This window comes from Luteibacter sp. 22Crub2.1, from assembly GCF_900167995.1.
Classification (GTDB): Bacteria; Pseudomonadota; Gammaproteobacteria; order Xanthomonadales; family Rhodanobacteraceae; genus Luteibacter; species Luteibacter mycovicinus.
In genome coordinates this window covers 141,412-165,443 of sequence record NZ_FUYT01000012.1, presented here as the reverse complement: position 1 = coordinate 165,443, position 24,032 = coordinate 141,412, and the positions used below count along the sequence as shown (strand labels likewise).

Below are 24,032 nucleotides of genomic sequence, written 5' to 3'. Positions count from 1 at the left end.
TTGTTATTCCCAACGGGTCGGGGCTGCCGAAGGTGGGTCTGCACGATGGCGGAGGTCGGCTACCATGGCCTCCACCCCGGGGAGGGGCGAGTCACCCATCCGAAGAGGAAACACGCATGCGTAAGTGGACAGGGATCGCGGCCGGCCTGATGCTGGCGGCTTGTACGGGTCAGGCGTTCGCCGCGGCGCCGACCGAGCAGCAGGTGCGCCAGCTGATGGACGTGGTCGGCATGGGCCGGATGCTCAGCCAGATGAACAGCCAGATGGCGGGCGTGATGCAGAGCGCCCTTCCGTGCGTGCCGGCCAGCTACTGGCAGGGCTTTGTCGACGCCAACGCGACCAACCAGCTGATCGGCCGCATGGTGCCGGTCTATCAGAAGCACTTCACTTCCGAAGATATCGACGGCCTGCTCAAGTTCTACCGTTCGCCGCTCGGTCAGAAGGTGATCACGCAGATGCCGGCGACCATGGCCGAGGGCATGCAGATCGGTAAGCAGTGGGGTCAGGAGCGCGGCCAGCAGATGATCGCCCAGCTGCAGACGCAGGGCACCCTGAATCCGCAGGGCCAGTGCCCGGCCAGCGGTGCGGCCGCCAAGCCCGCGCCCGCACCGCCCGCCGCCACAAAGAAAAAATAAGCCGCCTACGCCGTAGGAGCGCGCCCCGCTAAGCGGTAGGAGCGCGCCCCGCGCGCGAACCCTCAGGCCCGCCCCGGCGAACGATGCATTGCACACCATCAAGCCGGCTGTCCGGTCTCACGAAGCGGCTTAGGCTTCGAGCCGGACGTTCCCGGCGGGTCGCGCACGGGGTGCGCTCCTACAGTAAGTCTATGCCAGGCAAGGTTTTTTCGATTTTGCTGCCGATCAGGCCCTGCTGCACCCTTTCTCCCTTAACCACCTGATTGACCTTGCCTTTTCCCCTTGGCTATAATTCGCAGTTCGCACGACCCGTAACACCCTAAAAAGAACTACATAAACAGCAACAGGAAATAACCATGAGCTACGCAGTCATCAAGACCGGTGGCAAGCAGTATCGTGTGATGGCGGGCGAAATCCTGCGCGTCGAACTGCTCACCGCTGAAGTCGATTCCACCGTCCAGTTCGACCAGGTCCTCCTGGTGGGCGAAGGCGAGTCGATCACCGTCGGCGCCCCGCTGGTCGCCGGTGCCACCGTCAGCGCGAAGATTCGCGCCCACGGCCGCGCGGATAAGATCCGCATCGTCAAGTTCCGTCGTCGTAAGCACTACAAGCGTACGCAGGGACATCGTCAGCATTACACCGAAATCGAGATCACGGGCATCAACGCCTGATCTGCCGGAGGATATGAGTCATGGCACATAAGAAAGGCGTAGGTTCCAGCCGTAACGGTCGCGATTCGAACCCGAAGTATCTCGGTGTGAAGATCTATGGCGGCCAGGCTGTTGAAGCCGGCAACATCATCGTTCGTCAGCGCGGTACCAAGTTCCACGCTGGCGTGGGCGTCGGCCTCGGCCGCGACCACACCCTGTTCGCGCTGGTCGATGGCACGGTTGCCTTCAAGACCCGTGGCGACAAGGGTCGCAAGTTCGTCGACGTCGTCCAGGCGTAAGCCTTTCCCGACGCGATAACGAAGGCCCCGCCCACGGCGGGGCTTTTCGTTTGTAAAGCGGCATCACTTCTTCACCCAGGTTCCCCTTCCATGAAATTCGTCGACGAAGCGCAAATCAGAGTCTCGGCCGGTGACGGCGGCAACGGCTGCGTCAGCTTCCGTCGAGAGAAATTCATTCCCTTCGGTGGGCCGGATGGCGGTGACGGTGGCAGCGGTGGTTCCGTCTGGCTGGTGGCCGACGAGGGCCTCAACACCCTGGTCGATTTCCGTCACATGCGTTCCTTCAAGGCCAAGCGCGGCCAGGCGGGCATGGGCAGTCAGATGTACGGTAAGGGCGCCGACGATGTCGATGTCCGCGTGCCTGTCGGCACCATCATCATCAACGTCGACACCGACGAAGTCATTGGCGATCTCACGGCTCATGGCCAGCGTCTGAAGGTGGCGCAGGGTGGTCGTGGCGGTCTGGGCAATATCCATTTCAAGAGCTCGGTCAACCGTGCTCCGCGCAAGTTCACGCCAGGTACGCCGGGTGAGGTTCGCGACATCAAGCTCGAGCTGCGTCTGCTCGCGGATGTCGGCCTGCTGGGCTTCCCCAACGCCGGCAAGAGCACCTTCATCCGTGCGGTATCGGCGGCTACGCCGCGCGTGGCGGATTATCCGTTCACGACGCTGCACCCGAACCTGGGTGTCGTGCGCATCGGTACCGACCAGAGCTTCGTGATCGCCGATATTCCCGGCATCATCGAGGGTGCGGCCGACGGCGCCGGCCTCGGCATCCAGTTCCTGCGTCACGTATCGCGTACCAGCCTGCTGCTGCATGTGGTCGACATCCAGCCGATCGACGGCTCGGATCCGGTGGAGCAGGTGCGTACGATCGAAAAAGAACTCGCCAATTTCGATGCCGAGCTGGTCGAGCGTCCGCGCTGGCTGGTAATCAACAAGTCGGACGTCGTTGATGACGAGGACGAGCTGAAGGCGAAAGTCGACGAGATCATCGCGCGTCTGGAATGGACGGCGCCGTGGTTCGTGGTCTCGGCAGCTGGCGAGATCGGTACGCGTGATGTGTGCCTGCAGGTGCAGCAGTTCTTCGATGCTGAGCGGGCGAAGCAGCGCGATCGCAGCGAAGAGCGCGATGACGTGAGGCTGCGCGGGGAATAAAAGGCAATGCGGGCTTAATGAGCCCGCCCGACCTGTAGGAGCGCGCGCTGCGCGCGAGCTCTTCACCGGGCGCCGGAAGATTGCACGCCAGCGCCCGGCGCTCGGCCTCAAAAGATGTCGCGCGCGGGGCGCGCTCCTACAGGAAGCAAGAAACGGGGAAACAAAAAAGCCGGCGTAAGCCGGCTTTTCTGCAAACAGCGATGTCGCGCAGGCATTACGCCAGGTCGCGGATTTTCGCGTTCAGGCGGCTCTTGTGGCGAGCAGCCTTGTTCTTGTGGATCAGGCCGCGGGCAGCGTAACGATCCATCACCGGCACGGCGATGGCGTACGCGCTGACTGCGCCAGCCTTATCCTTGGCGTCGATCGCCTTGACGACCTTCTTCAGTGCGGAACGCACCATGGAACGCGCGCTGACGTTGCGCAGACGGCGCTGCTCCGACTGACGCGCACGCTTCTTCGCGGACTTGATGTTGGCCAAGGTGAAGCTCCAGAGTTCGGTTGGTTTTAAGAAAGACGCCCATTTTGATGCCAAACGCCGGGCGCGTCAATAGCTTAGAGCCCGCACGGGCGTACCCGACGGGTGATCGGGCGAGGCGCCCGGGAATTTCCAGACGGCGGACTGTCCTCCGCCGGGGGCGCGCTGTCAAACTAGGGGTTTGGTCCAGCCTCCAAGGCAGCCCCTCCCCGGATGAAAACCCCCAGCCTTCTTCGCGGCATGCTCTCCTTCAGCAGCATGACCATGGTGTCCCGCGTGCTCGGTCTGGTGCGGGACATGGCGATCAGCCATTCCTTCGGCGCCAACGCCGCGACCGACGCCTTCTGGGTCGCGTTCCGCATCCCGAACTTCATGCGCCGCCTGTTCGCCGAGGGCTCCTTCTCGACCGCGTTCGTGCCGGTTTTCACCGAGGTCAAGGAAACACGTACGCATGAGGACCTGAAAGACCTTATGGCGAAAACCTCCGGCACGCTGGGCGGCATCCTGCTCATCGTGGTGGCGCTGGGTGTGATCTTCGCGCCCCAGGTGACGGCGTTGTTTTCGCCGGGCGCGGTGGATGACCCCGCGAAATTCGGCCTCACCGTCGACCTCCTGCGGCTGACGTTTCCGTTTCTCCTGTTCGTCTCGCTGACGGCGCTGAGTGGCGGCGCGCTCAACAGCTTCCATCGTTTCGGCCTGCCGGCCCTGACGCCGGTAATTCTCAACTTGTGCATGATCGGCGGTGCCCTCTGGCTGGCGCCGCATCTGCATACGCCGATCATGGCGATGGGCTGGGCGATCCTGATCGCGGGCTTCCTGCAGCTGGTGTTCCAGTTGCCGACGCTGCGCCGCCTGGATCTGTTGTCCATGCCGCGCTGGGGCTGGAAGTCGCCGGATGTGCGCCGGATCATGACCCTGATGGTGCCGACGCTGTTCGGCTCGTCGGTGGCTCAGATCAATCTTCTGCTGGACACCGTGATCGCGTCGCTGCTGATCGCCGGTTCGCAGAGCTGGTTGTCCCAGGCCGACCGGTTTCTCGAGCTTCCCCTGGGCGTTTTCGGCGTGGCGCTGGGCACGGTCATCCTGCCTTCGCTGTCACGCCACCATGTGGCCACCGACAAGGGTGGCTTCTCCCGGGCACTGGACTGGGGTCTGCGTACGACGCTGCTGATCGCGGTGCCGGCCATGTTCGCGTTGATGCTCCTGTCGTTCCCCCTCGTGGCGACGCTGTTCCAGAACGGCCGTTTCACCGCCTTCGATACCAAGATGGCCTCGATGTCGATCACCGCGCTGAGCTTCGGCCTGCCGGCCTTCGCCCTGGTCAAGGTGGTGCTGCCCGCGTTCTACGCGCGCAAGGACACGAAGACACCCGTCCGCGCGGGCGTCGCGTCGCTCGTTGCCAACATGGTCTTCAATGTCGGCTTCCTTGCCCTCCTGTTCTTCCTCTGGGCGACGCCGGAGCAGAAGGCCGGGTCGTGGATGGCGGCGCTCGCCGCCATCCCGGGTCTGCACATGGCGCTGGGCATGGCCAGCGCTCTGGCCAGCTACCTCAACCTTGCGCTGCTCTGGCGCTGGCTGGGTAAGGCCGGCGTATACACCCGCCAGCCGGGCTGGGGCCGGCATATCGCGCGGCTGGCCGTCGCCTGCGGGGTGATGATCGCGGTGCTGCTGACCGGCCTGCATATCTGGCCGGAATGGAGTGGCGTGGAGAAGTGGGTGCGCGTCTGGCGCCTGGCCATCCTGGTGGTGGCAGGGGGCGGGGCCTACGTGGCGGCCTTGTTCGCCCTCGGATTCCGTCTGCGCGACCTGCGCGCGCGTTGAGCGGTTCGTCCGGGGTCTCCGCGTCGCATTGTGCGGCGCAATGGGGCCGCTATACTGGCCCGATGGCTTTTATTCCGCATCGATTCCAGGGCGCTCACGCATGACGCTGCGACTGCACCGCGACGTCGACGGACCGTGTCTCGCCCCCCAGGGCAGCGTGGTGGCGATCGGCGCCTTCGACGGCCTACATCTCGGCCACCAGGCCATCCTCGCCGAGGTCCGGACACGGGCTGAGGCGAAGGGCCTCACGCCGGCCGTCATCTCCTTCGAGCCACTGCCGCGCGCCTTCTTTTCGAAGGAGCCGGTGCCACGTCTGTCCGGCGTCCGCGAAAAAGCGGAGGGCATGACCGCCGCCGGTATCGCCGAACTTCTGTCCCTTCGCTTCGACGAAGCGCTGACCCAGATGTCCGCCGAGGATTTTGTCCGCCGCGTCATCGTCGGCCGGCTGGCTGCCCGTGAAGTCTGGGTGGGCGAAGACTTCCGCTTCGGTCACCGCCGCGGCGGCGACTTCGCCCTCCTGCGGTCGATGGGTGACGAACTGGGCTTTACCGCGCACGCGGTCTCGCCGGTGATGGTCGAGGGCGAACGCGTGTCTTCCAGCAAGGTGCGCACCCTGCTGGCGGAAAGCCGCTTCGCCGACGCCGCGACTCTGCTCGGACGGCCCTTCATCATCGAAGGCCATGTCGAGCACGGTAAGCAGCTGGGCCGTACGCTCGGTTATCCCACCGCCAACGTGCACCTGCCCGAGCGGGTCAGTCCCGTGCGCGGAATTTTCGCCGTGCGCATCGGGGTGGGCGAGGGCCCCTGCAGCTGGCCCGGCGTGGCCAGCCTGGGCGTCCGCCCGACGGTGAACGAGGTGGCGGAGCCGTTGCTCGAAGCGCACCTGTTCGACTTTTCCGGCGACCTCTACGGTATGCGCATCGCGGTGGAGTTCGTCCGGAAACTGCGTGACGAAGAAAAATTCGGCGGCCTCGACGCCCTGATCGCGCAAATGCGCCAGGACGAGATCGCCGCCCGGCAGGCCCTTGGCATGAACCCCATACTTGTCGATGCATGACGGAACGCGCCTGACGCGCGTCCGCCCCGAAACCCACGGTTGCCAGCGATGACCCAGGATTACAAAAACACCATCAATCTGCCGCAGACGGACTTCCCGATGCGCGGCGACCTTCCCAAGCGCGAGCCGACCTGGCTCGCCACGTGGGAGCGTGTGGGCCGCTATGCGCAGATCCAGGCGAAGGCCGCGGGTCGCGACAAGGTGTTCGTGCTGCACGACGGCCCGCCCTATGCCAACGGCGCCATTCACCTGGGCCACGCGGTCAACAAGGTGCTGAAGGACGTCGTCGTCAAGTCGAAGCTGATGGCCGGTTACCGCGCCCCGTACGTGCCGGGCTGGGACTGCCACGGCCTGCCGATCGAAATCGCCATCGAAAAGAAATTCGGCAAGGCGGGCGACAAGCTCGACGCCGCCGCGTTCCGGCAGAAATGCCGCGAGTACGCGATGGCGCAGATCGACCTGCAGCGCGCCGACTTCAAGCGTCTGGGTGTGCTCGGCGACTGGGAAAAGCCGTACCGCACCCTCGACTTCACCTATGAGGCCGACATGATCCGCGCGCTGGCGCGGATCGTCGATAACGGCCATGTCGTGCGCGGCGCCAAGCCCGTGTACTGGTGCTTCGACTGCGGTTCCGCACTGGCCGAGGCGGAGATCGAATACGCCGAGCGCACGTCGCCGGCCGTCGATGTCGCCTACGACGCCGTGTACCCGAAAGACCTCGGTGCCGAGTTTGGCGTCGACGTGGGCGACGCCATCGTCGCCGTGCCCATCTGGACGACGACGCCGTGGACGCTGCCGTCCAGCCAGGCCGTGTCGCTGGGTGGCGAGATCGAATACTCGCTGGTCGAAGGCCCGTCGCGCGATGGCAAGCGGGTGCTGCTGGTGATCGCCTCGGCGCTCGCCGCGAAGGCGCTCGCCCGTTATGGCGTCGAAACCGCCACCGTGCTCGGCCACGTCCAGGGCGCCGTGCTCGAGAACAAGCCGCTGCGTCATCCGTTTTACGACAAACAGGTGCCGGTCATCCTCGGCGATCACGTGTCGGACGAAGACGGTACCGGCGCGGTGCACACCTCGCCGGACCACGGCGCGGAAGATTTCGCCGTTGGCCAGAACTACGGCATCGGCACGCTCAACTATGTCGACGGTCGCGGTGTGTATCGTGCCGACCTGCCGTTGATCGGCGACGTGTCGCTCGCTGGCACGCACATCTGGAAGGCCAACGACCAGATCGTCGAGCTGCTGCGCGGCCATGGCGTTTTGCTCGCTTTCGCCAAACTCACGCACAGCTATCCGCACTGCTGGCGCCACAAGACGCCGGTGATCTACCGCGCCACGCCGCAGTGGTTCATCGGCATGGAAACGGCCGGCCTGCGCAAGACCGCGCTGAGCTCGATCAAGTCCGTGCGCTGGGTGCCGGGCTGGGGCGAAGAGCGCATCGCCGGTATGGTCGATGGGCGTCCCGACTGGTGCATCTCGCGTCAGCGCACGTGGGGCGTGCCGATCACGCTGTTCATCGACAAGAACACGCATGAGCCGCATCCGGACTCCGTCGCGCTGATGGAGAAAGTCGCGAAGAAGGTCGCGCAGGAGGGCATCGACTGCTGGTTCACGCTGGATCCGCGCGAGCTGATCGGCGACGACGCGGACAACTACGAGAAAGTGACCGACGTGCTCGACGTCTGGTTCGACTCGGGTACCAGTCACTTCGCCGTGATCGGCGCGCGTCCTGAACTGCAGGCGGGTGACGCGAGCGAATACAAGGTCATGTATCTCGAGGGCTCGGATCAGCATCGCGGCTGGTTCCAGTCGTCGCTGCTCACGTCGGCGGCCATCCACGGCCGCGCGCCATACGACCATGTGCTCACCCACGGCTTCACCGTGGACGCGCAGGGCCGCAAGATGTCCAAGTCGCTGGGCAACGGCATCGAGCCGCAGGACATCATGAAGACCCTCGGCGCGGACATCCTGCGTCTGTGGATCTGCTCGACCGATTACCGCAACGAGATGTCGCTCTCGGACGAGATCCTGAAGCGCGTGGCGGACACGTATCGTCGCATCCGCAACACGGTTCGTTTTCTGCTCGGCAACCTCGATGGCTTCGATCCGGACAAGCACCTGCTTGCCACGGACGCGTGCCTCGATCTGGATCGCTGGGCGGTGCAGCAGGCGGCCGATACGCAGGCGGCGATCGTTGCCGCGTACGAGCGTTACGACTTCCCGGAGATCGTGCAGCGCGTGCAGAACTTCTGCACCACCGAACTGGGCGCGCTTTATCTGGACATCACCAAGGACCGGCTCTACACGATGCCGACCGACAGCCGCGGTCGCCGCAGCGCACAGAGTGCGATGTATCGCATCGCGGAGGCGATGGTCCGCTGGCTCACCCCGATCTTGACGTTCACGGCGGAAGAAGCCTGGGCGCAGCTGCCTGGTTCGCGTGACGAATCGCCGCTGTTCGAGACCTGGTACGAGGGTCTGGACACGCATCAGGACGGTGAAACGCGCGGCTGGTGGGGCAAGCTGCTCGCCATTCGCGAGACCGCGTCGCGCGCGCTCGAGGGCATGCGCAAGGCCGGCCAGATCGGCGCGTCGCTGGACGCGACCCTGACGCTGCACGCGGACAAGGAAACCCAGGTCGCTCTGGCTGCGTCGGCTCCGGAGCTGCGGTTCTTCTTCATCACCTCGGCGGTCACGCTGGCGGACCTCGAGGGTCGGCCGGCCTCGGCCGAGCGCGTCGAGCTCGAGGGGGCGGAGGTGTATGTCGCCGCCGCGGTCAGCGAGGACGTGAAGTGCATCCGTTGCTGGCACCATCGTCCCGACGTCGGTGTCGACCCGGCTCACCCGGAGATCTGCGGTCGCTGCGTCGAGAACGTCACGGGGCAGGGCGAAGATCGCCGCTGGTTCTGACGAGCCCGCCCGACCCGAACCACCCGTGCCGCCACCCTGGCGGCGCGGGACGCTCCGCTTCACATGGCTGAATGCATGACTGTACGTCCCAAACCGAACGCCTTGTCCTGGCTCTGGCTAGCCGCCGCCATGATCGTGCTCGACCAGCTGAGCAAGTGGTGGGCCCTCACGGCTCTGCAGCCGGCCGAGACACCGCATCCGGTGATCCCCGGCATCCTGAACTGGACGCTGACCTTCAACACCGGCGCCGCATTCAGCTTCCTGGCGGACAGTGCCGGGTGGCAGCGCTGGTTCTTCGTCGTCCTGGCCGCCGTCATCAGCGGCACGCTGGGCGTCTGGCTGTCGCGTACGCCGCGGAACGACTGGCGCACGGCGCTGCCGCTGGCCCTGATCGTCGGTGGGGCGCTCGGTAACGTCATCGACCGCCTCCATGCGGCCAAGGTCACCGATTTCATCCAGGTATTCATCGGCAGCTATCCCTTTCCGGTCTTCAATGTCGCGGATTCGTCCATCTGCGTGGGCGCGGCGGCCCTGATCGTGTTCAGCCTGTTCAGCGGCCCGCAGAAGCCCGACGTGCGATAATCGCGGGGTCCGGCGGCTTCGGCCGCCACCGCTCATCTCGAGGTCCCCTTGGACATCCTTCTCGCCAATCCCCGTGGTTTCTGCGCCGGCGTCGATCGTGCCATCGCGATCGTGGAGCGCGCCCTGGAGTCATACGGCGCCCCGATCTACGTCCGCCATGAAGTCGTCCACAATCGGTTCGTGGTCGAGCGCCTGCGCGCCGATGGCGCCGTGTTCGTGGAAGAGCTGGACGAAGTGCCCGACGGCTCCACGGTGATCTTCAGCGCGCACGGCGTGCCCAAGGCCGTCCGTGAGGAAGCCGACCGCCGCGCCCTGAATGTTTTCGACGCTACGTGCCCCTTGGTTACCAAGGTGCACATGGAGGTCGCGCGGCTCGGCCGCGCCGGTCACGACGTCATCCTGATCGGTCACGCCGGTCACCCGGAAGTGCAGGGCACGATGGGCCAGTGGAACCGCGCGAACGCGGGTCGTATCTATCTGGTCGAGTCGGTCGAGGATGTCGCCGATCTCTCGCCGTCGCAGCCCGACAAGCTCGCCTTCGTCACGCAGACCACGCTCTCGGTGGACGACACCATCGCCATCATCGCGGCGCTGCGTGCGAAGTTCGTCGCCATCGAAGGTCCGCGCAAGGACGACATCTGTTACGCGACGCAGAACCGGCAGGACGCCGTGCGCCGTCTCGCCGACGCCGTGGATCTGGTGCTCGTGGTCGGTTCGATCAACAGCTCCAACTCCAATCGGCTGAAAGAGCTGGCGGAGAAGCAGGGCGTCACCTCCTACCTGATTGACGGCGCCGAGCACATCGATCGCCAGTGGCTCGAGGGCACGACCCGCATCGGTGTCACCGCGGGCGCGTCCGCCCCCGAGAAACTGGTGCAGGAAGTGATCGCGCGTCTGCAGTCGTGGGGCGCGGGCAGCGTGCGTGAGCTGGACGGTGAAGCCGAAAACATCACCTTCGCGCTGCCGAAGGAACTGCGTCTGGCCAGTTGAGGGCTTGCGCCTCGGGCCAAGCTTCCCTAGAATTCCGCTTCTCGCCGGAATAGCTCAGTTGGTAGAGCGCGTCATTCGTAATGATGAGGTCGTAGGTTCGATTCCTATTTCCGGCACCATGATTTCTCCCGAACTGCCGCCGAGCGGTTCCGGGGACAGCAAAAAACCCGCTGATGCGGGTTTTTTTGTGCCTGCATGACCCGCGCCGCCTGCGCGGGGCTTATGCGGCGAGGCGCGGTTCGTTCGAGAGATAGCGCAGACCGATCGCCAGCGCCATGTCATAGCTGGCCATGGTGTTGCCCGGTACCACGACACTTGCCAGGCAGGGATGGCCGGGGACGAGTTCCGACGCATCCGATGCATCGCTGTCGTCGTGCACCTCGATGTAGGGCACGGGTAACGCGGCCAGCGCATCGCGCAGCTGAGCGACATCGCCGTCGGGTACGTCGTTGGCGTCGACATCGATCAGCACCAGGTCCGCATGGTCGGATGCCGATCGCCCGATATGACCCGTCAGCTCGGGAAAGTCGCTGCACGGACGCCACAGCAGGTCGACGCCCGAAGCCTGAGCACGCTCCCACAAACGCCACATGGCGTTCTCGGCGCATGTGGCGTTGGTGGGCCCGTGACGCGGTGCGGTGATCACGACGATCGACATCGGTGGCGACTCCATGGAGGGGAGGCCAGTATCCGGGCGTCGTGCGTAAAAACGCTGCGCGAGTGGGGCGCTTTTCGGGTAACGACGTCGTAAAGATTACGTCCGCTGCCTGACCATCTCGTCATTGAACTGCTTGAAGAAGCCGTCGAACTTGCCGCTTGCTTCGGCGAACCGCAACGGCTTGACCCGCTCGACCAGGATCTCGTGCGCGTCCGGCTGCGATTCGATCAGAGTCATGACTTCGGCGATGAATTCGTCCAGCGGCATCGCGTGCGGATCGTTCTTCTGGTGTTCGCCCATCAGTTCGGTCTGGACATAAGGCGGCACGATCTCCAGCACCGTCACGCTCGTGTCTTTCAGCTGATATCGCAAGGAATTCGTATACGAATGGATCGCGGCCTTCGTGGCGCAGTACGTCGGCGTCAGCGACAGGGGCATGAACGCGAGGCCCGACGACACGGTGATGACGGTCGCTTTCGGCTGCGCCAGCAGGTGGTCGATCAGCGCGGCGTTGAGCCGGATGGGCCCGAGCAGGTTGGTAGTGATCGTCGACTCGGCGGTATCCGTCGCACCGGACTTCGTGTCCTCGGGACGCATGATGCCGGCGTTGTGGATGACGACATTGAGGGCCGGATGCTCGCGCTTCACCTGTTCGGCGAAACGCATGATGGCCGCGGGGTCCTCGATGTCGAGCAGGGCGGATGCCATGCCCGGGTTCGCCGCCGTGGTCTCGTCGAGTACCGACTGACGCCGCCCGGCGATGATGACCTGATTGCCATGCGCGTGGAACGCCTCCGCCAGCGCTCGGCCAATGCCCGAGCCTCCGCCGGTGATGAGGATCGTATTGCCCTTGATGTCCATGAGTTTCTCGCTGGTGGGAAGGGAGTTGGCAGGCTAGACTCGTTACGAACCAATGGAAAGTAGGCTCCCAAAAGTTCCATACTTACCATCCGGTAACCATGAGGAATGGCGCCATGTCCGCGACATCGAAATCGAAGCCACGCTACGACGAGCCCTGTCGTGCGTTGGGTGAAGAGCGCACCGAGCCCGAACTCGATGCATTGGTGAGGGACATCATCGGGCGGGTCGCCGACCGCTGGACCATGGTCTGCCTCGAGGTGCTGGCGGACCATGGCCGCCTGCGGTTTGGCCGGCTGGCCGACCTCATGGGTGACGTCAGCCAGAAAATGCTGACCAAGACGTTGCGCCAGATGGAGGCCGATGGCCTGGTGACTCGCACTGTCTACCCCGTCGTGCCGCCACGCGTCGAATACGAGCTGACGCCGATCGGTCTGAGCCTGGGCGCCGCGTTCTGCAGCGTCTGGTTATGGGCCGAAGAGCATCACGACGCGATCGTCGCGTCGCGCGCCGCTTTCCAGGCGCGCGAATCGGACGACTGATCGGCTACGCTTGGCTTTCCACACAGGGAGTGAGTCATGGAAGGCAGGTTCGAAACCGCGCGGTTGTACGTCGATGGCCTGACATCCGGCGATGCCGCCCTACTGTTTGCCTACCGTGGCGACGAGGCCGTCGCGCGTTACCAGGGCTGGCGGCCTGCGGACGAAGCCGAGGCGGCGGACTTCATCCGCAGGCAAGCGGCTCAGGTGTTCGGTGAGCCCGGCAGCTGGTGCCAGCTGGCCATCCGCGATCGTGTCACCCGGGAGCTTCTCGGCGACCTCGGCGTGCATTTTCCCGCGGGCACGGACGATCCGATCGAGTTCGGTATATCGCTCCGGCCCGAGAAACAGGGCATGGGCTACGCACGCGAAGCCATGGCAGCCGCCCTCGATCGTGCCTTCCGGGAGTGGGGCTACCGCCGTGTCATCGGCTCGGTCGATCCTCGTAACGTCAGCAGCATTGCCTTGCTGCAGTCACTAGGATTTCGCCAAGAGGCCCATCACGTGGAAAGCTACCGTTTCCGCGGCGAGTGGGTCGATGACGTCATCTACGCGCTGCTGGCGCGCGAGTGGTTAGGACGACCCTGACCCGGCGCTCAGTCGCGCATGACGCCGGGCAAGTCGTTTGGTCCCTTGGCGGGGTGCGAGTCTACCGCTCTATTGCCGGAGGCCATGCATTTTTGCGCCTGAACGGCAGTGCGATATGCACTTTCGGGAGCCCGTGGGCTCCCACGACCCGGACGAATCAGGCAGCGGCGAGCCGGGCCAGCACGGCAGCGCTCGGCGGCGCGATATGACCCAGGGCGGCAGGCGGGAGAAAACGCCAGTCCGTCAGGCGGCGAGGCAGGCGTGCATCCCGCCAGGCGTCGCGCAGGCTCAGCGCGGCCGCCTCAGCGGTGTCGAAGCGACCGATTTCCGTCGTGTCGCGCAGGGCACGCCAGCGGTGCCCATGGCGGACGATGCGAAAGACGGCATTGGCGGCGGTGAATACGTATTGCGCGAGCACAGGAACACTCCAGGTGGACCAGCGGTATTGTGGCCGCCGGTCCGTGACCGCTTTGTTATCCCGAGGCTACGTCGCGGTGTCGGCGCGTAACCCGTTGTGAACCGCGGTCGGGCCTACTTCGGTGCCTTCGCGGGGACGAACGGCGACACCGGATCGCTGCCATCCATACTTTCCTCGAGGGCGTGGTCGAGGTTGTCGCTGGCCTTGTCCTTGCGCGACTGCTTCTCGGCCGCGGTTTCCTTGTGGTCAGGCTGGCCGTGGTCCGGATGGGTGACGTCCTGGCGGTCGTGGGTCATGGCGTGGATCCTCTGCAGGTGATGTCCCCATGGAGCGCCGATCGGCGTGAACACCGCGTCGGGCGGCCGTCGAGATGCCGCTTATCGGCAATTTCTGACCGCGTGTCGGCGATAACTTGCAGCCGGAAGTGGCTCGACTAGTCTGCAAAGTGCCGGATAGGGTCCAGCAGGGGGTTCAGGGTGAGGAAGTCGCCGTCGCGTCGCGCCGTGGAAGGCGTGTCGCTTATCGAAGTCATGGTCGCGATCCTGGTGTTCAGCATCGGGTTGCTGGGTATCGCCATGCTCCAGATGCGCGGAGCGCAGTTCACTAAGGAGTCGGGCTCGCGCACGAGCGCGATCATCCTGGCGCGTAGCCTGGCGGACGCGATGCGGGCCAATCCCGGCGGGGCTCACCCGGCGGGTGGGGTGGCTAACAGCGCCTACTTGTACGACGGTTCGACGGCCTATACCGCGAAGGATTGTGCCAGCACGACACTCGGCACGCCCTCGGATATTGCAAAGCGTGACATTGCCTGTTGGCGTGTCGCGTTGGGCAACGCGCTGCCTGCGCCCGCGGACGATAAGCCGCTTGCTGCGGTCACGGCGAACAAAGATCTCGGTACGTTGATCATTACCGTGTCCTGGACCGGGGTCGCCGACGATAAAACATCGGACCCCAACCAGTCCTACTCTTTCAGTTACCTGCAGTGACAGGCCGCCCGATGCGTATGACTGCTCGCCGCTCCGAGGGCTTTTCACTCGTCGAGCTGATGATCTCCATGGTCCTTGGTCTCATCGTCGTGGCCGGCCTCGTCAGTGTCCTGATGGGGAGTCGGCAAGCCTATGGACTTCAGCAGGGCAACAACTTCAACCAGGAGAACATCCGATTCGCCGCCGCCCGCCTGGCATGGTCGCTGCGAATGGCCGACTTCTGGGGAGGCGTCAAGCCATCGGCTATCGCCCCGACCACAAATCGCGATGGCATCGGCAACAGTGGCTGCACCGCTGACTGGGTGCTCAGCGTAGGGGATTCAGGTTCGCACCAGAACGGGATTCACGGCTACGACGGTGGCGACAAGTTTCCCATCAGCGACTGTGTTCCCGACCAAAATTACGTGAAGGGATCGGACGTCGTCGTGCTGCGCTACGCCGACACTCATGGTTATGATCCTGAGAAGGGAGCCGATACGCCCCGTTTCGACTCCACCGACCCGGCGGTCGTACCGAATCAGACAAGCATTTTCGTCGTTTCGGGCGTGGGTCAGCAGGCGTCGTTGCTTCGTCGGGACGACGCGGTTCCTAAAAGCACGTTACCTACCGCGACAGGGCGTTACGTCTACCCCTATCAGCTCGAGATGTACTACCTGCGGCCTTGTGCTGACCCCGGCGACGATGGCCTGTGCGGCACCAACGACGACGGAGACCGGGACGCGCGTTCGCCCTCACTGGTGCGGATGCGCCTCGATGCGACGGGCGGGCTCGTCTCCGAAGTCGTCGTCGATGGGATCGAGCAATTGAGTTTCGAGTACGCCGCCGCGGCGGGTTCCAATCCAGGACGATTCACGATGGCCAGTGTAGCCGACTGGGCATCGGTGACTCAGGTCCGGGCCACCTTCGTGGCTCGCTCGACCGTTCGCGATGTCCGTATGCCCCACAGTGCAACCCTGCTTCTCAGCCCTCACTGTGCTTACTCCGTTGCCAATGACGGGTCGATCGACTACCCGGAAGTCGCCGATACCAATGTCTGCAAGAAAGCGCCGGCAGGGGCGTACGGTGACCATCCGCAACAATACGTGCGAAGCCTCAACACGCAGGTCGTGTTGCTTCGCAACCGCGTCCGAGGCTGATTCCGATGTCGATACGTTCTCCTGGCTCCCAGCGTGGCATAGCCCTGTTCGTCGGCATGGTGTTTCTGGTCGTGCTATCGATCGTCGCTGTTGTAGCGATGCGCGGTACCCTGGTTGAAATGCGAATGGTGACTAATACCGCGCGACATGAGACTGCCTTCGAGGCGTCTGAAGCCTTGCGCAGTGTCCCTGTGTCGCTGTTTGACGAGCACGTCTATGCACGCGGCTGGCCCGCTTCGTTCAACGGCGATGTTCCCGACTCGGAATTTACGTATTCGACGGATATTCCTGCCAGCCTGCTGGCGGAAGCGAAGTCTGCCTTGCAGACGGACTGCTCAACGAATAAGCCATCGTTGTTCTATGGGCAGCTTCAGCCGGCCTGCGGCGATCAGCCTAAAGAGACGCTGTACAACCCTGCCACCTGGCGGCCCGACATGATCATCGCCATCTGCGACACCGGAACGAAATCGTGCTCCGGGGACGTGAAGGCATCCGTCGCGATCGTCCCAGACGGCACAACGCTCGGCGAAGGTGCGGGCGGTGCACAGGCCGCCGGATATCGCGGCCTCGGAATCGGAGCCGCGAACGGCGGCGCCGAAATGTATTTCGAAGTTCGTAGCATTGCGACGGCTCCAGGTGACGGCGCGGCCACGACGCACACTCAATATCACCAGATGATTCACTGATGGATTCCAGGATCCCGCCGATGAAAAGCTTTAGTTCCGGCCGCCATGGCTTACTGCTCGGCCTGCTCGTTTGGGTGTCGGCGATCGGCGGTGCATCTCTCGTGCACGCCGACGCGCTGTCGGACGCTACCAGACAGCGTGCCGCGAACTACGCGATCGACCCGCCACTGGGTGTTGCCGGCGCGGCTCCGCTGGTGATGATCAATCTGTCTCGCGATCATCAGCTGTTCTACAAGGCCTATAACGACTTCACCGATCTCGATAACGACGGAACGCTGGATACGACGTATAAAAATGCGTTGACCTATGCCGGTTACTTCGACTCGAAGAAGTGCTACATCTACAATACGGATGGTTATTTCACCCCGGATACGGCCGTCGACAAGACCACGGGCTATTGCACCAAGCAATGGTCGGGAAATTTTCTGAACTGGGTGTCCATGACGCGTATGGACGAAGTTCGCAAAATTCTCTACGGCGGCCTGCGGTCCACCGACGACACCAACAAGACCATCCTTGAGCGCGCGTTCCTGCCCGCCGACGCGCATTCGTTTGCCAAATATTACAACGGCAGCGATATCGCAAAACTCACTCCGTACGATCCGATTACCGCGGCTCCGATGCTCAAGGCATCGTCAGGGTCGGTGTTCAGCAGTCAAAGTGCGGTACAGGGGGTCTATAGCGTTGACGTCTGGGGCGTGGTCATCAAGATCGGTACCGCCATGGATCCGCGCGTCGGCGATCAGATCAGAATCGAGACCAGCGACAATCAGGTGCTTGAAGCACCCGTGCGTGCGGTGACTGTCAACGGAACCACGGCGAGCGTTACGCTTCATGTGGAAGATGGCATGATCTGGTCCATGGCAAGCGGGTCGAAGGTGAATATGGCCTGCGCCCATGGCACTCGTACCGCGTCGGGCAAGACGTACCCCACGACGGATTGCACGACATCGGTAAACAAGCTGGTGAGCGCATCGACGTGGACAGTCTCAAACCTGAGCCGGGCAGGCATTTCGTTTTGCAACTCGTCTCCCGTGCCAAGCAACATCGAGGTCTCACAGAAGTCGACCGCACTTCCCCTGATCCGCGTCGCATTCGGAAACTATGCATTGTGGGCGGCGAACGAAAAGCGTCAATGCCGCTGGAGCGGTGAAGCAAGCAGTAGCGACCTTCAGAGCGGCTTTGTCGATGGATTTCGTAGTAACGGTAACCGCTCCGCTTACTCGGGTCTGGGCGCATCCGCCGAGAACGCCACGAAGTCTGGCGACAATACCGAGTTCGTCGCACGTGTGCAGGTTTGTGTGAGCAAGGACAAGCTTGGCTCCGAGAACTGCAAGCAGTATCCCGACGCGTTGACTGCCAGCAATGCCTACAAGCCGGTCGGTTTGTTGCAGAAATACGCGGAAACCGGAAACATCAAGTTCGGTCTCGTTACGCCAACGTTCGATCACAATGCGTCAGGTGGCGTGGTCCGCGCGGCGTTGCCAGGCCCGGGTACGAACGACGGCGACTTCATCAGCAATGAGATCGATCCCAAAACCGGTCAGTTCCTCACTGGAACCGCGGCGTCGAAGGGGATCATCTCGAATATCAACGCGCTTCGTATCTACGGCTATATCTACAATATCGATAACAATTACGGTGCCGGTTACACAAGTGGCGACAAAACGGTAACGATTCCGTCGAACAACTGCACGTTCCAGTACATCGGGATCGGTAAGGCGAAGGACGACACGAACCGTATCGTCGCCGAGGGGAGCTGCTCTTCCTGGGGCAATCCGATGGCGGAGAGCTACATTGAAACCTTGCGGTATCTCGCTGGAAAACAGCCGAACTCGGCGTTCGCCAGTGGAAGTGAGGACAAGGACCTTGGCATGTCCGTGGTCGCCACGTGGAATGATCCGATCAGTGCGGCGAATTTTTGTGCGGCACTGAATGTCATCAATTTCAACGCCAGCTCGCTCAGCTACGACACCGATGATGTCGCTGGGTTCAGCGATCTGGGTAGCGGAAAGACAGCAGTTCAATGGACGGATGCGATCGGTAGCGCCGAAGGCATCACCGGTAAGCCATGGTTCGTCGGTAACTCGGGAACCGCGGGTGAGGCGGGTGCGGATCTGTGCTCAGCGAAAACTGTCACCAGCTTCGCCTCGCTCACGGGTGTGTGCCCCGAAGTGCCTGCGCTGAAGGGGGGCTATCTGATGGCTGGCGCCGCTTACGGCGCGCATGTCATGCCCATCCGGAAACTGGGCAAGGACGCGTCGGGAAACGACGTCGTTCCGGCGGATGACCGCACATCGCTGAAGGTCACAACGTTCGGCGTTCAGCTGGCCACCAATACGCCACAGATCCGCGTGACGGTGCCGGGAACGACCAAGTCCGTGACTATCATCCCGGCGTATCGACTGACGTATCCGAGCGGCGGCAAAACGCTGATCGGCGGTGGTGCACTTGTCGATTTCAAGGTTATCAGCCAGACAGCCACGGCTACGAAGGCGACCGGTACGTTCTACGCCGTGTGGGAGGATAGCTTCGCAGGCGGCGACTACGATCAGGACATGTGGGGCATCATCAGTTACGAGATTACGGCTACGCAGGTGAAGATCACCACGAAGGCCGTGGCAGCGTCGACGAACCAGGGCCAGGGCTTCGGCTATATCGTATCCGGCACCAGCCAGGACGGACCCCATTTCCACACGGGTATTTACGGCTTCAACTACGACGATGCACAGAAGCCGAAGATCTACGACGCGACAGGCACTACCTTGCTTAACGGCAGCGGCTCGGTTGCGGCCGGTGGCGGCTGCAATAACTGTCAGCTGAGCGATCAGGCGACCATGGCGGTCTATCCGATCGGCACAACCAATGCCGGTACGTTGAGCGACCCGTTGCTGTACGCATCCAAATGGGGCGGCTTCCGTGCCGATCCCTCCAAGGCGGATGGTACCGATACGCCGGCGAACGATCTGAATCCCCTCGATACCAGCAAGTGGGACACGGCCGGCAAGGGCACGCCGGACAATTATTTCCTCGTCAGCGATCCCGGAAAGCTGGAGGCATCGCTGGACGCGCTGTTCCGCAAGATCCTGGCGAAAATTTCGTCGGGCACGGCGGCCGCGACTGTGGCGACGAGTGCCAATGGTACGGGCGTGACATACACCGCACTGTATGAGGCGGAGCGGACCGACTCCGCGGGCAGGCGCGCCACCTGGATCGGCGCGCTGTCCGGGTTGTGGACGGATCAGTACGGTCTGCTTCGTGAGGACGGCAACCATAACGGCATGCTCGATGACTACAACACGGACCCTGTCATCACCGAACAGTACCTGGCCAGCGGGCAGCGTACCGTGGCGACACGCTACACCAGTCTGAAGAAGGATACGTACGAGCCAGGTACCGGCACGCAGGTTGAGCTGTCGGACCTCAATTATCTCTGGAATGCGCGCGCCACATTGTGGGATCCGACGCTCAATACGGCTACTCAGCGGAAATATTCCGATCCGTTCGGCCTCACGACGGGGCGATATATCTTCACCTGGATCGATGTCAACGGTGATGGTGTGGCGGATGCCAGCGAGATCATTCCCTTCACGTGGGATACGAGTGGCAAGACCGGTATCAACACGACCAACTATCGCTACCTGAACAGCGGTGATACGACCGAGGCAAAAAATATCGTCAGCTGGATTCGGGGCACCGAAATCTCGACGATGCGCAATCGGACCGTGGATTACGGCACAACCTCCGATCTGACGAAGCGTGTCACGCGCCTCGGCGACATCATCAATTCCACGCCACTGGTGGTGAGCGAGCCGGCTGAGTCGTACGACCTGCTTTACAACGACACCACCTACGCCTCCTATCGCGCCGCCTATCGCAATCGGCGACAGATGGTTTACGTCGGAGCCAATGACGGCATGTTGCATGCCTTCAACGGTGGTTTTTACAACACCAGCTGCCGCGCATTCACCACGCAGCCCAACAATAAGGTTTGCACGGCGACCGATCGCGACCTGTCTGGTGGCACCGTGACCTCGCGTACGGCTCATCCGCTCGGCGGCGAAGTCTGGGCGTACGTTCCCGCTAACCTTCTGCCACATCTACGCTGGTTGACCGACCCGAACTATCGGCACACGTACTACGTCGACGGCACTCCGATCGCGTTCGATGCCAAGGTGTTCAAGGGCGGAGACGACGATGCGACGCACGTGGGCGGCTGGGGCACGATCCTCGTCGTGCCGTTCCGGCTGGGCGGCGGCAAGATTGACGTCAATACGTCCACGGACAGTACGAAGACGACGACGAAGACTTTCGATTCCTCATTCGTGGTGATGGATATCACGGATCCGGAAATTCCGCCGACGGTGCTCGGCGAGCTTAATTTCCCTGGGGAGCGGGCGCTTTCGACCCCTGCCGTCGCGATGATCCGCGATGTCACGTCCGGTACGCCTAACAAGTTTTTCCTCGCCGTCGGTTCAGGGCCGACCGATCCTTCGCGGGTCGCGTCGGCGGACAACCTCACGGTGAAAATCTATGATGTAGCCACCTTGGCTACGTCGCATTCGGCGGTCGCGCTCAAGACGTTCGACCTGGGTAGTGCTGACGACGCCGGTAAGAAGAGCTTTGCCGGCGATCTGATCGCTTCCGATTTCAATCTGGACGGTAAGGCGGAGGGTCTTTACTTCGGCAGCGTCCTGGACACCGGGTCGGACGATTTCGGCGGGCAGCTCTGGAAAGTGACGATCAACGGCGAGCAGGATCCGACGAAGTGGTCCGCTGGCAAGATGTTCGACATTACGGGTGGTACAGGTAACGGCTATCCCATCACTGTCCGTCCGACACTAGGCCGCAACGACCGCGGCGCGCCGATGGTCTTCTTCGGCACGGGGCGCATGTACACGACGCGTGACAAGGCGACATCGGCGCAGCAGCGTATCTACGGCGTTATCGACACCACGCTTCTGGCGGCCGGCGATCCTCAGGCCAAAACGAAACTCGGCGTTTCGACACTGGTCGATGTCACGGCGCTGAACGTCTACGGTGACAAAGCCCAGACGGTGGACAATGTTCCTAAGGACGGACTGATCCCGAAGGACACCAATAACTTCAAGTCCCTTGAGGCGGTTTTCGACGACCCGAAGGTTGCGGGCTGGTACCGGAATCTCTCGACGGCGCCCAGCAGTCCCTCGGAACGTGTGGTTAGCGCGCAAGCGCTCCTCGGTGGGCTTCTGCTGACATCGACCTACGTGCCGGGTACCTCCATCTGCACCGGTCTGGGCACCGCTAATCTTTTCGGTCTCAATTACAAGACGGGGACGGCGGACCCAGCGGCATTCTTTGGTACGACGGGCGGTAATCAGCTTGCATCACCGTCGCTGCCCCTCGGGCAGGGCATGCCTGCGCCGCCAAGTCTCCATGCCGGCGATACGACGAACGACCGTAACGGAAGCAAGAAAGTGACTGCGTGCACGCAGACCTCGACGGGCGCGATCATCTGCAAGGATGTGACGACTCTTAATCCTGTGACCAGCGGCGAGACGTCCTGGCGCGAGCCTCTTGGGAAATAACGATCATGGTCAGATCCGGGAAAACCCGTGGCTTCACGCTCATCGAACTGGTGATTGTCGTCCTCATCGTCGCCATCCTCGCGGCGGTCGCGATACCGTCCTACCGGCGTTACGTCGTGCGCTCCCACCGGGTGGATGCAAAGACGGCGCTGGTGGACCTGGCAGCCCGCCAGGAGCGTTTCTATTATTCGAACAACAAGTACTCAGGTAGCCTCAGCGACTTGAATGCCAACGGAACGATGGCGGGCTCGCTATACGAGGTGAGTATCGCCAGCGCATCGACAAGTGCTTACCTGGTTCAGGCCAAGGCACTAGGCACGCAGGCCAAGGGGGATACTACGTGTGCGACCCTTACCCTGAACAATCTCGGCGCGCAGGGATCGACGGGCGATACGGCAAACGATCCGCAGTGCTGGAGTAAGTGACGATGCGACCCCGGGTTTTCATGTTCATCGCGTTTGTCACCGTTTCGTGCGGCGCGACTGCCCAGAGCGTCTATAAATGGACCGATCCGCAGGGGGTCGCGCACTACACGGATCAACCGCCACCCTCCGGCAACGCCGCGCGCATTCAGTTGAAGACCCGGAGCGAGCCGGTGTCGCCTGCCGATGCGGGGGGCGGACCCGGGGCCGGAATCACGTCATCGGCGACTCCGTCGGCGCTTGCGACCGCCGAAGCAGCGGCCCAAAAGCGGAATTGCGAGCGTTCGCGAAATAATCTGTCGACGCTGTCGAGCGGCGCGATGCTGGTGGACAGCAGCAATCCCAATACCGCGAAGCGCCTGGACGAGGCGCAGATCGCGGAGGCGAAGCGTGCTGCGGAGGCCGATGTGGCCGCCTATTGTGGGGCGGGCAACAAGTGACCAGGGTGCCGGCAATGAAGAAGCGAAAAGGATTTACCCTCATAGAGCTGATGGTGACGGTGCTGGTGCTCGCCATTCTGGTGGGCATCGCGGCTCCCTCGTTCGTCGACTTCATGCGTCGCAACCAGGTGACATCCCAGGCGAACGAGTTTCTTGGTGCGCTCCGCCTTGCGCGTGCTTCGGCGATCGGTCAGAACGGCTTCGTTTCGATTTGTCCGAGCAACAATCCCAGTGACGCTAATCCGTCATGCCTGGATAGCGACGACTTCAGCGTAGGCTGGATCATGTATTCGTCCACGGCGGCCAAGAAAGTCTACGAGAGCACCGACAAGCTATTGCGCGTCGCTCAGGCGGTACCGGCGGTCTCGCTCCGTGTGCCGACGGGTGCGAAGGTGATCACGTTCGATGCGCGGGGCGCGTCATCGGTCGGGACGTTCCGGGCCTTGCTTTGTGCCCGCCACGGGTCCGGTGAGCCCGGGCAGAGCACAGTCCGTGTTACGGGGCGCCGATTCGACGTTCAGGCATCGGGCCGCGCGGGTGTCGCACCTTTGGACGGCTCCGCGTCCTCCGATCAGGCCGAGGCCTACTGCAAACCCGCATAGGCCCGTTGACGACGGACACTTCGATCCGTAGAATCCCCGGCTCGCGATGGGCGGTTAGCTCAGCGGTAGAGCACTGCCTTCACACGGCAGGTGTCACAAGTTCGATCCTTGTACCGCCCACCATCGGATACTGAAAAACCCGGCCTCGCGCCGGGTTTTTTTTGGCTTTCTCTGTGCTTCCCGCCAGTACAATGCGCCGGTTGCCGCCCCTGGATCCCGCCATGCACGAAGCCCTCGCCGATCTGCACCTGCTGACCCTGACGCCCTGGAAGATCATCGGCCTTCTGGGCACGATCCTGTTCACGGCCCGGTGGTTCGTCCAGTTTTACGCCACCAGGAAGAACAAGCAGGTCACCGTGCCCATGTCCTTCTGGTACCTGTCGGTCAGCGGCAGCATCCTTACCCTGGCGTACTTCATCTGGGGCAAGAACGACTCGGTCGGTATCATCCAGACCGCGTTCCCCATGCTCGTCTCGTTCTACAACGTCTTCGCGCATCTCAGGAACCGCGATACGAAGGAACGAGTCAAGCCCGGCGGCGCCGAGGACAACTGACGCG

Annotated in this window: 24 protein-coding genes and 2 tRNA genes; 21 read left to right on the top strand and 5 right to left on the bottom strand. The window is 63.0% G+C overall.

Translation table 11 applies throughout. From position 1 onward, the window contains the following. Window positions 1-116 precede the first annotated feature (116 nt). The 4 genes from B5X73_RS14075 (at window position 117) to cgtA (ending at window position 2,742) form a co-directional block, all read left to right on the top strand. Window positions 117-635, top strand: a complete 519-nt coding sequence (locus tag B5X73_RS14075) for a DUF2059 domain-containing protein (RefSeq protein ID WP_036111435.1) — start codon at window positions 117-119, stop codon at window positions 633-635. Window positions 636-991: 356 nt separating this feature from the next. Further along, window positions 992-1,306, top strand: coding sequence for a 50S ribosomal protein L21 (rplU, locus tag B5X73_RS14070; protein WP_036111437.1), 315 nt, complete (start codon window positions 992-994; stop codon window positions 1,304-1,306). Between the two features lie 20 nt (window positions 1,307-1,326). Continuing rightward, entirely contained in the window at window positions 1,327-1,584 is a 258-nt protein-coding gene (gene rpmA / locus B5X73_RS14065; RefSeq protein ID WP_036111438.1) for a 50S ribosomal protein L27, read from the top strand. 90 nt (window positions 1,585-1,674) lie between these two features. Continuing rightward, window positions 1,675-2,742, top strand: coding sequence for an Obg family GTPase CgtA (gene cgtA / locus B5X73_RS14060; RefSeq protein WP_079522226.1), 1,068 nt, complete (start codon window positions 1,675-1,677; stop codon window positions 2,740-2,742). 214 nt (window positions 2,743-2,956) lie between these two features. Here the strand turns inward: cgtA and rpsT are convergent, their stop codons facing one another. Continuing rightward, window positions 2,957-3,220, bottom strand: a complete 264-nt coding sequence (gene rpsT / locus B5X73_RS14055) for a 30S ribosomal protein S20 (RefSeq protein ID WP_036111443.1) — start codon at window positions 3,218-3,220, stop codon at window positions 2,957-2,959. Between the two features lie 210 nt (window positions 3,221-3,430). On the opposite strand from rpsT, the gene murJ reads away from it, so the two are divergent. From murJ to B5X73_RS14025, 6 genes are all read left to right on the top strand, one after another. Next, entirely contained in the window at window positions 3,431-5,038 is a 1,608-nt protein-coding gene (murJ, locus tag B5X73_RS14050; RefSeq protein WP_079522225.1) for a murein biosynthesis integral membrane protein MurJ, read from the top strand. Between the two features lie 100 nt (window positions 5,039-5,138). Then, the gene (locus B5X73_RS14045) at window positions 5,139-6,095 is read left to right on the top strand and encodes a bifunctional riboflavin kinase/FAD synthetase (protein WP_079522223.1); all 957 of its coding nucleotides are present in this window, start codon (window positions 5,139-5,141) and stop codon (window positions 6,093-6,095) included. 48 nt (window positions 6,096-6,143) lie between these two features. Beyond that, complete coding sequence (gene ileS / locus B5X73_RS14040) at window positions 6,144-9,002, top strand: isoleucine--tRNA ligase (protein ID WP_079522221.1); 2,859 nt, start codon at window positions 6,144-6,146, stop codon at window positions 9,000-9,002. A gap of 75 nt (window positions 9,003-9,077) precedes the next feature. Further along, complete coding sequence (lspA, locus tag B5X73_RS14035; RefSeq protein WP_036111449.1) at window positions 9,078-9,584, top strand: signal peptidase II; 507 nt, start codon at window positions 9,078-9,080, stop codon at window positions 9,582-9,584. 48 nt (window positions 9,585-9,632) lie between these two features. After that, window positions 9,633-10,574: a 4-hydroxy-3-methylbut-2-enyl diphosphate reductase gene (gene ispH, locus B5X73_RS14030; protein ID WP_036111451.1), complete on the top strand. Its 942-nt coding sequence runs from the start codon at window positions 9,633-9,635 to the stop codon at window positions 10,572-10,574. Between the two features lie 43 nt (window positions 10,575-10,617). Further along, a tRNA-Thr gene (locus tag B5X73_RS14025) sits at window positions 10,618-10,693 on the top strand. A 101-nt stretch (window positions 10,694-10,794) separates the two neighbouring features. Here the strand turns inward: B5X73_RS14025 and B5X73_RS14020 are convergent. Both B5X73_RS14020 and B5X73_RS14015 read right to left on the bottom strand, forming a co-directional pair. After that, a complete protein-coding gene (locus tag B5X73_RS14020) occupies window positions 10,795-11,232 on the bottom strand; it encodes a hypothetical protein (RefSeq protein WP_079522219.1) in 438 nt (145 codons plus the stop codon). Window positions 11,233-11,328: 96 nt separating this feature from the next. Then, on the bottom strand, window positions 11,329-12,093 hold the full coding sequence (locus B5X73_RS14015) for an SDR family oxidoreductase (RefSeq protein WP_079522217.1): 765 nt from the start codon (window positions 12,091-12,093) through the stop codon (window positions 11,329-11,331). Window positions 12,094-12,206: 113 nt separating this feature from the next. Here B5X73_RS14015 and B5X73_RS14010 point away from each other — a divergent pair, with 113 nt between their 5' ends. Both B5X73_RS14010 and B5X73_RS14005 read left to right on the top strand, forming a co-directional pair. Beyond that, window positions 12,207-12,632 (top strand): winged helix-turn-helix transcriptional regulator, encoded by a 426-nt coding sequence (locus B5X73_RS14010; protein WP_079522215.1) that lies wholly within the window; start codon window positions 12,207-12,209, stop codon window positions 12,630-12,632. Between the two features lie 36 nt (window positions 12,633-12,668). Then, entirely contained in the window at window positions 12,669-13,217 is a 549-nt protein-coding gene (locus B5X73_RS14005) for a GNAT family N-acetyltransferase (RefSeq protein ID WP_036111459.1), read from the top strand. A gap of 157 nt (window positions 13,218-13,374) precedes the next feature. On the opposite strand, the gene B5X73_RS14000 is transcribed toward B5X73_RS14005, so the two are convergent. Continuing rightward, window positions 13,375-13,635, bottom strand: a complete 261-nt coding sequence (locus B5X73_RS14000; RefSeq protein ID WP_079522213.1) for a hypothetical protein — start codon at window positions 13,633-13,635, stop codon at window positions 13,375-13,377. Window positions 13,636-13,748: 113 nt separating this feature from the next. Beyond that, window positions 13,749-13,931: a hypothetical protein gene (locus B5X73_RS13995; RefSeq protein WP_036111460.1), complete on the bottom strand. Its 183-nt coding sequence runs from the start codon at window positions 13,929-13,931 to the stop codon at window positions 13,749-13,751. A 216-nt stretch (window positions 13,932-14,147) separates the two neighbouring features. Here B5X73_RS13995 and pilV point away from each other — a divergent pair, with 216 nt between their 5' ends. The 9 genes from pilV to B5X73_RS13950 all read left to right on the top strand — a co-directional run bounded on the left by pilV (window position 14,148) and on the right by B5X73_RS13950 (window position 24,028). Beyond that, on the top strand, window positions 14,148-14,621 hold the full coding sequence (gene pilV / locus B5X73_RS13990) for a type IV pilus modification protein PilV (RefSeq protein ID WP_139382789.1): 474 nt from the start codon (window positions 14,148-14,150) through the stop codon (window positions 14,619-14,621). 11 nt (window positions 14,622-14,632) lie between these two features. Then, window positions 14,633-15,757: a PilW family protein gene (locus B5X73_RS13985; RefSeq protein ID WP_079522209.1), complete on the top strand. Its 1,125-nt coding sequence runs from the start codon at window positions 14,633-14,635 to the stop codon at window positions 15,755-15,757. A gap of 5 nt (window positions 15,758-15,762) precedes the next feature. Then, window positions 15,763-16,443: a pilus assembly PilX family protein gene (locus B5X73_RS13980; protein ID WP_079522207.1), complete on the top strand. Its 681-nt coding sequence runs from the start codon at window positions 15,763-15,765 to the stop codon at window positions 16,441-16,443. A gap of 20 nt (window positions 16,444-16,463) precedes the next feature. Continuing rightward, the gene (locus tag B5X73_RS13975) at window positions 16,464-22,010 is read left to right on the top strand and encodes a pilus assembly protein (RefSeq protein ID WP_139382788.1); all 5,547 of its coding nucleotides are present in this window, start codon (window positions 16,464-16,466) and stop codon (window positions 22,008-22,010) included. 5 nt (window positions 22,011-22,015) lie between these two features. After that, window positions 22,016-22,435, top strand: coding sequence for a type IV pilin protein (locus B5X73_RS13970; RefSeq protein ID WP_079522203.1), 420 nt, complete (start codon window positions 22,016-22,018; stop codon window positions 22,433-22,435). Window positions 22,436-22,455: 20 nt separating this feature from the next. Next, window positions 22,456-22,872 (top strand): DUF4124 domain-containing protein, encoded by a 417-nt coding sequence (locus B5X73_RS13965; RefSeq protein ID WP_176167844.1) that lies wholly within the window; start codon window positions 22,456-22,458, stop codon window positions 22,870-22,872. Between the two features lie 14 nt (window positions 22,873-22,886). Beyond that, window positions 22,887-23,474, top strand: coding sequence for a GspH/FimT family pseudopilin (locus B5X73_RS13960; protein WP_079522199.1), 588 nt, complete (start codon window positions 22,887-22,889; stop codon window positions 23,472-23,474). Between the two features lie 48 nt (window positions 23,475-23,522). Then, window positions 23,523-23,597, top strand: a tRNA-Val gene (locus B5X73_RS13955). 98 nt (window positions 23,598-23,695) lie between these two features. Further along, the gene (locus B5X73_RS13950; protein ID WP_036111467.1) at window positions 23,696-24,028 is read left to right on the top strand and encodes a lipid-A-disaccharide synthase N-terminal domain-containing protein; all 333 of its coding nucleotides are present in this window, start codon (window positions 23,696-23,698) and stop codon (window positions 24,026-24,028) included. Window positions 24,029-24,032 lie beyond the last annotated feature (4 nt).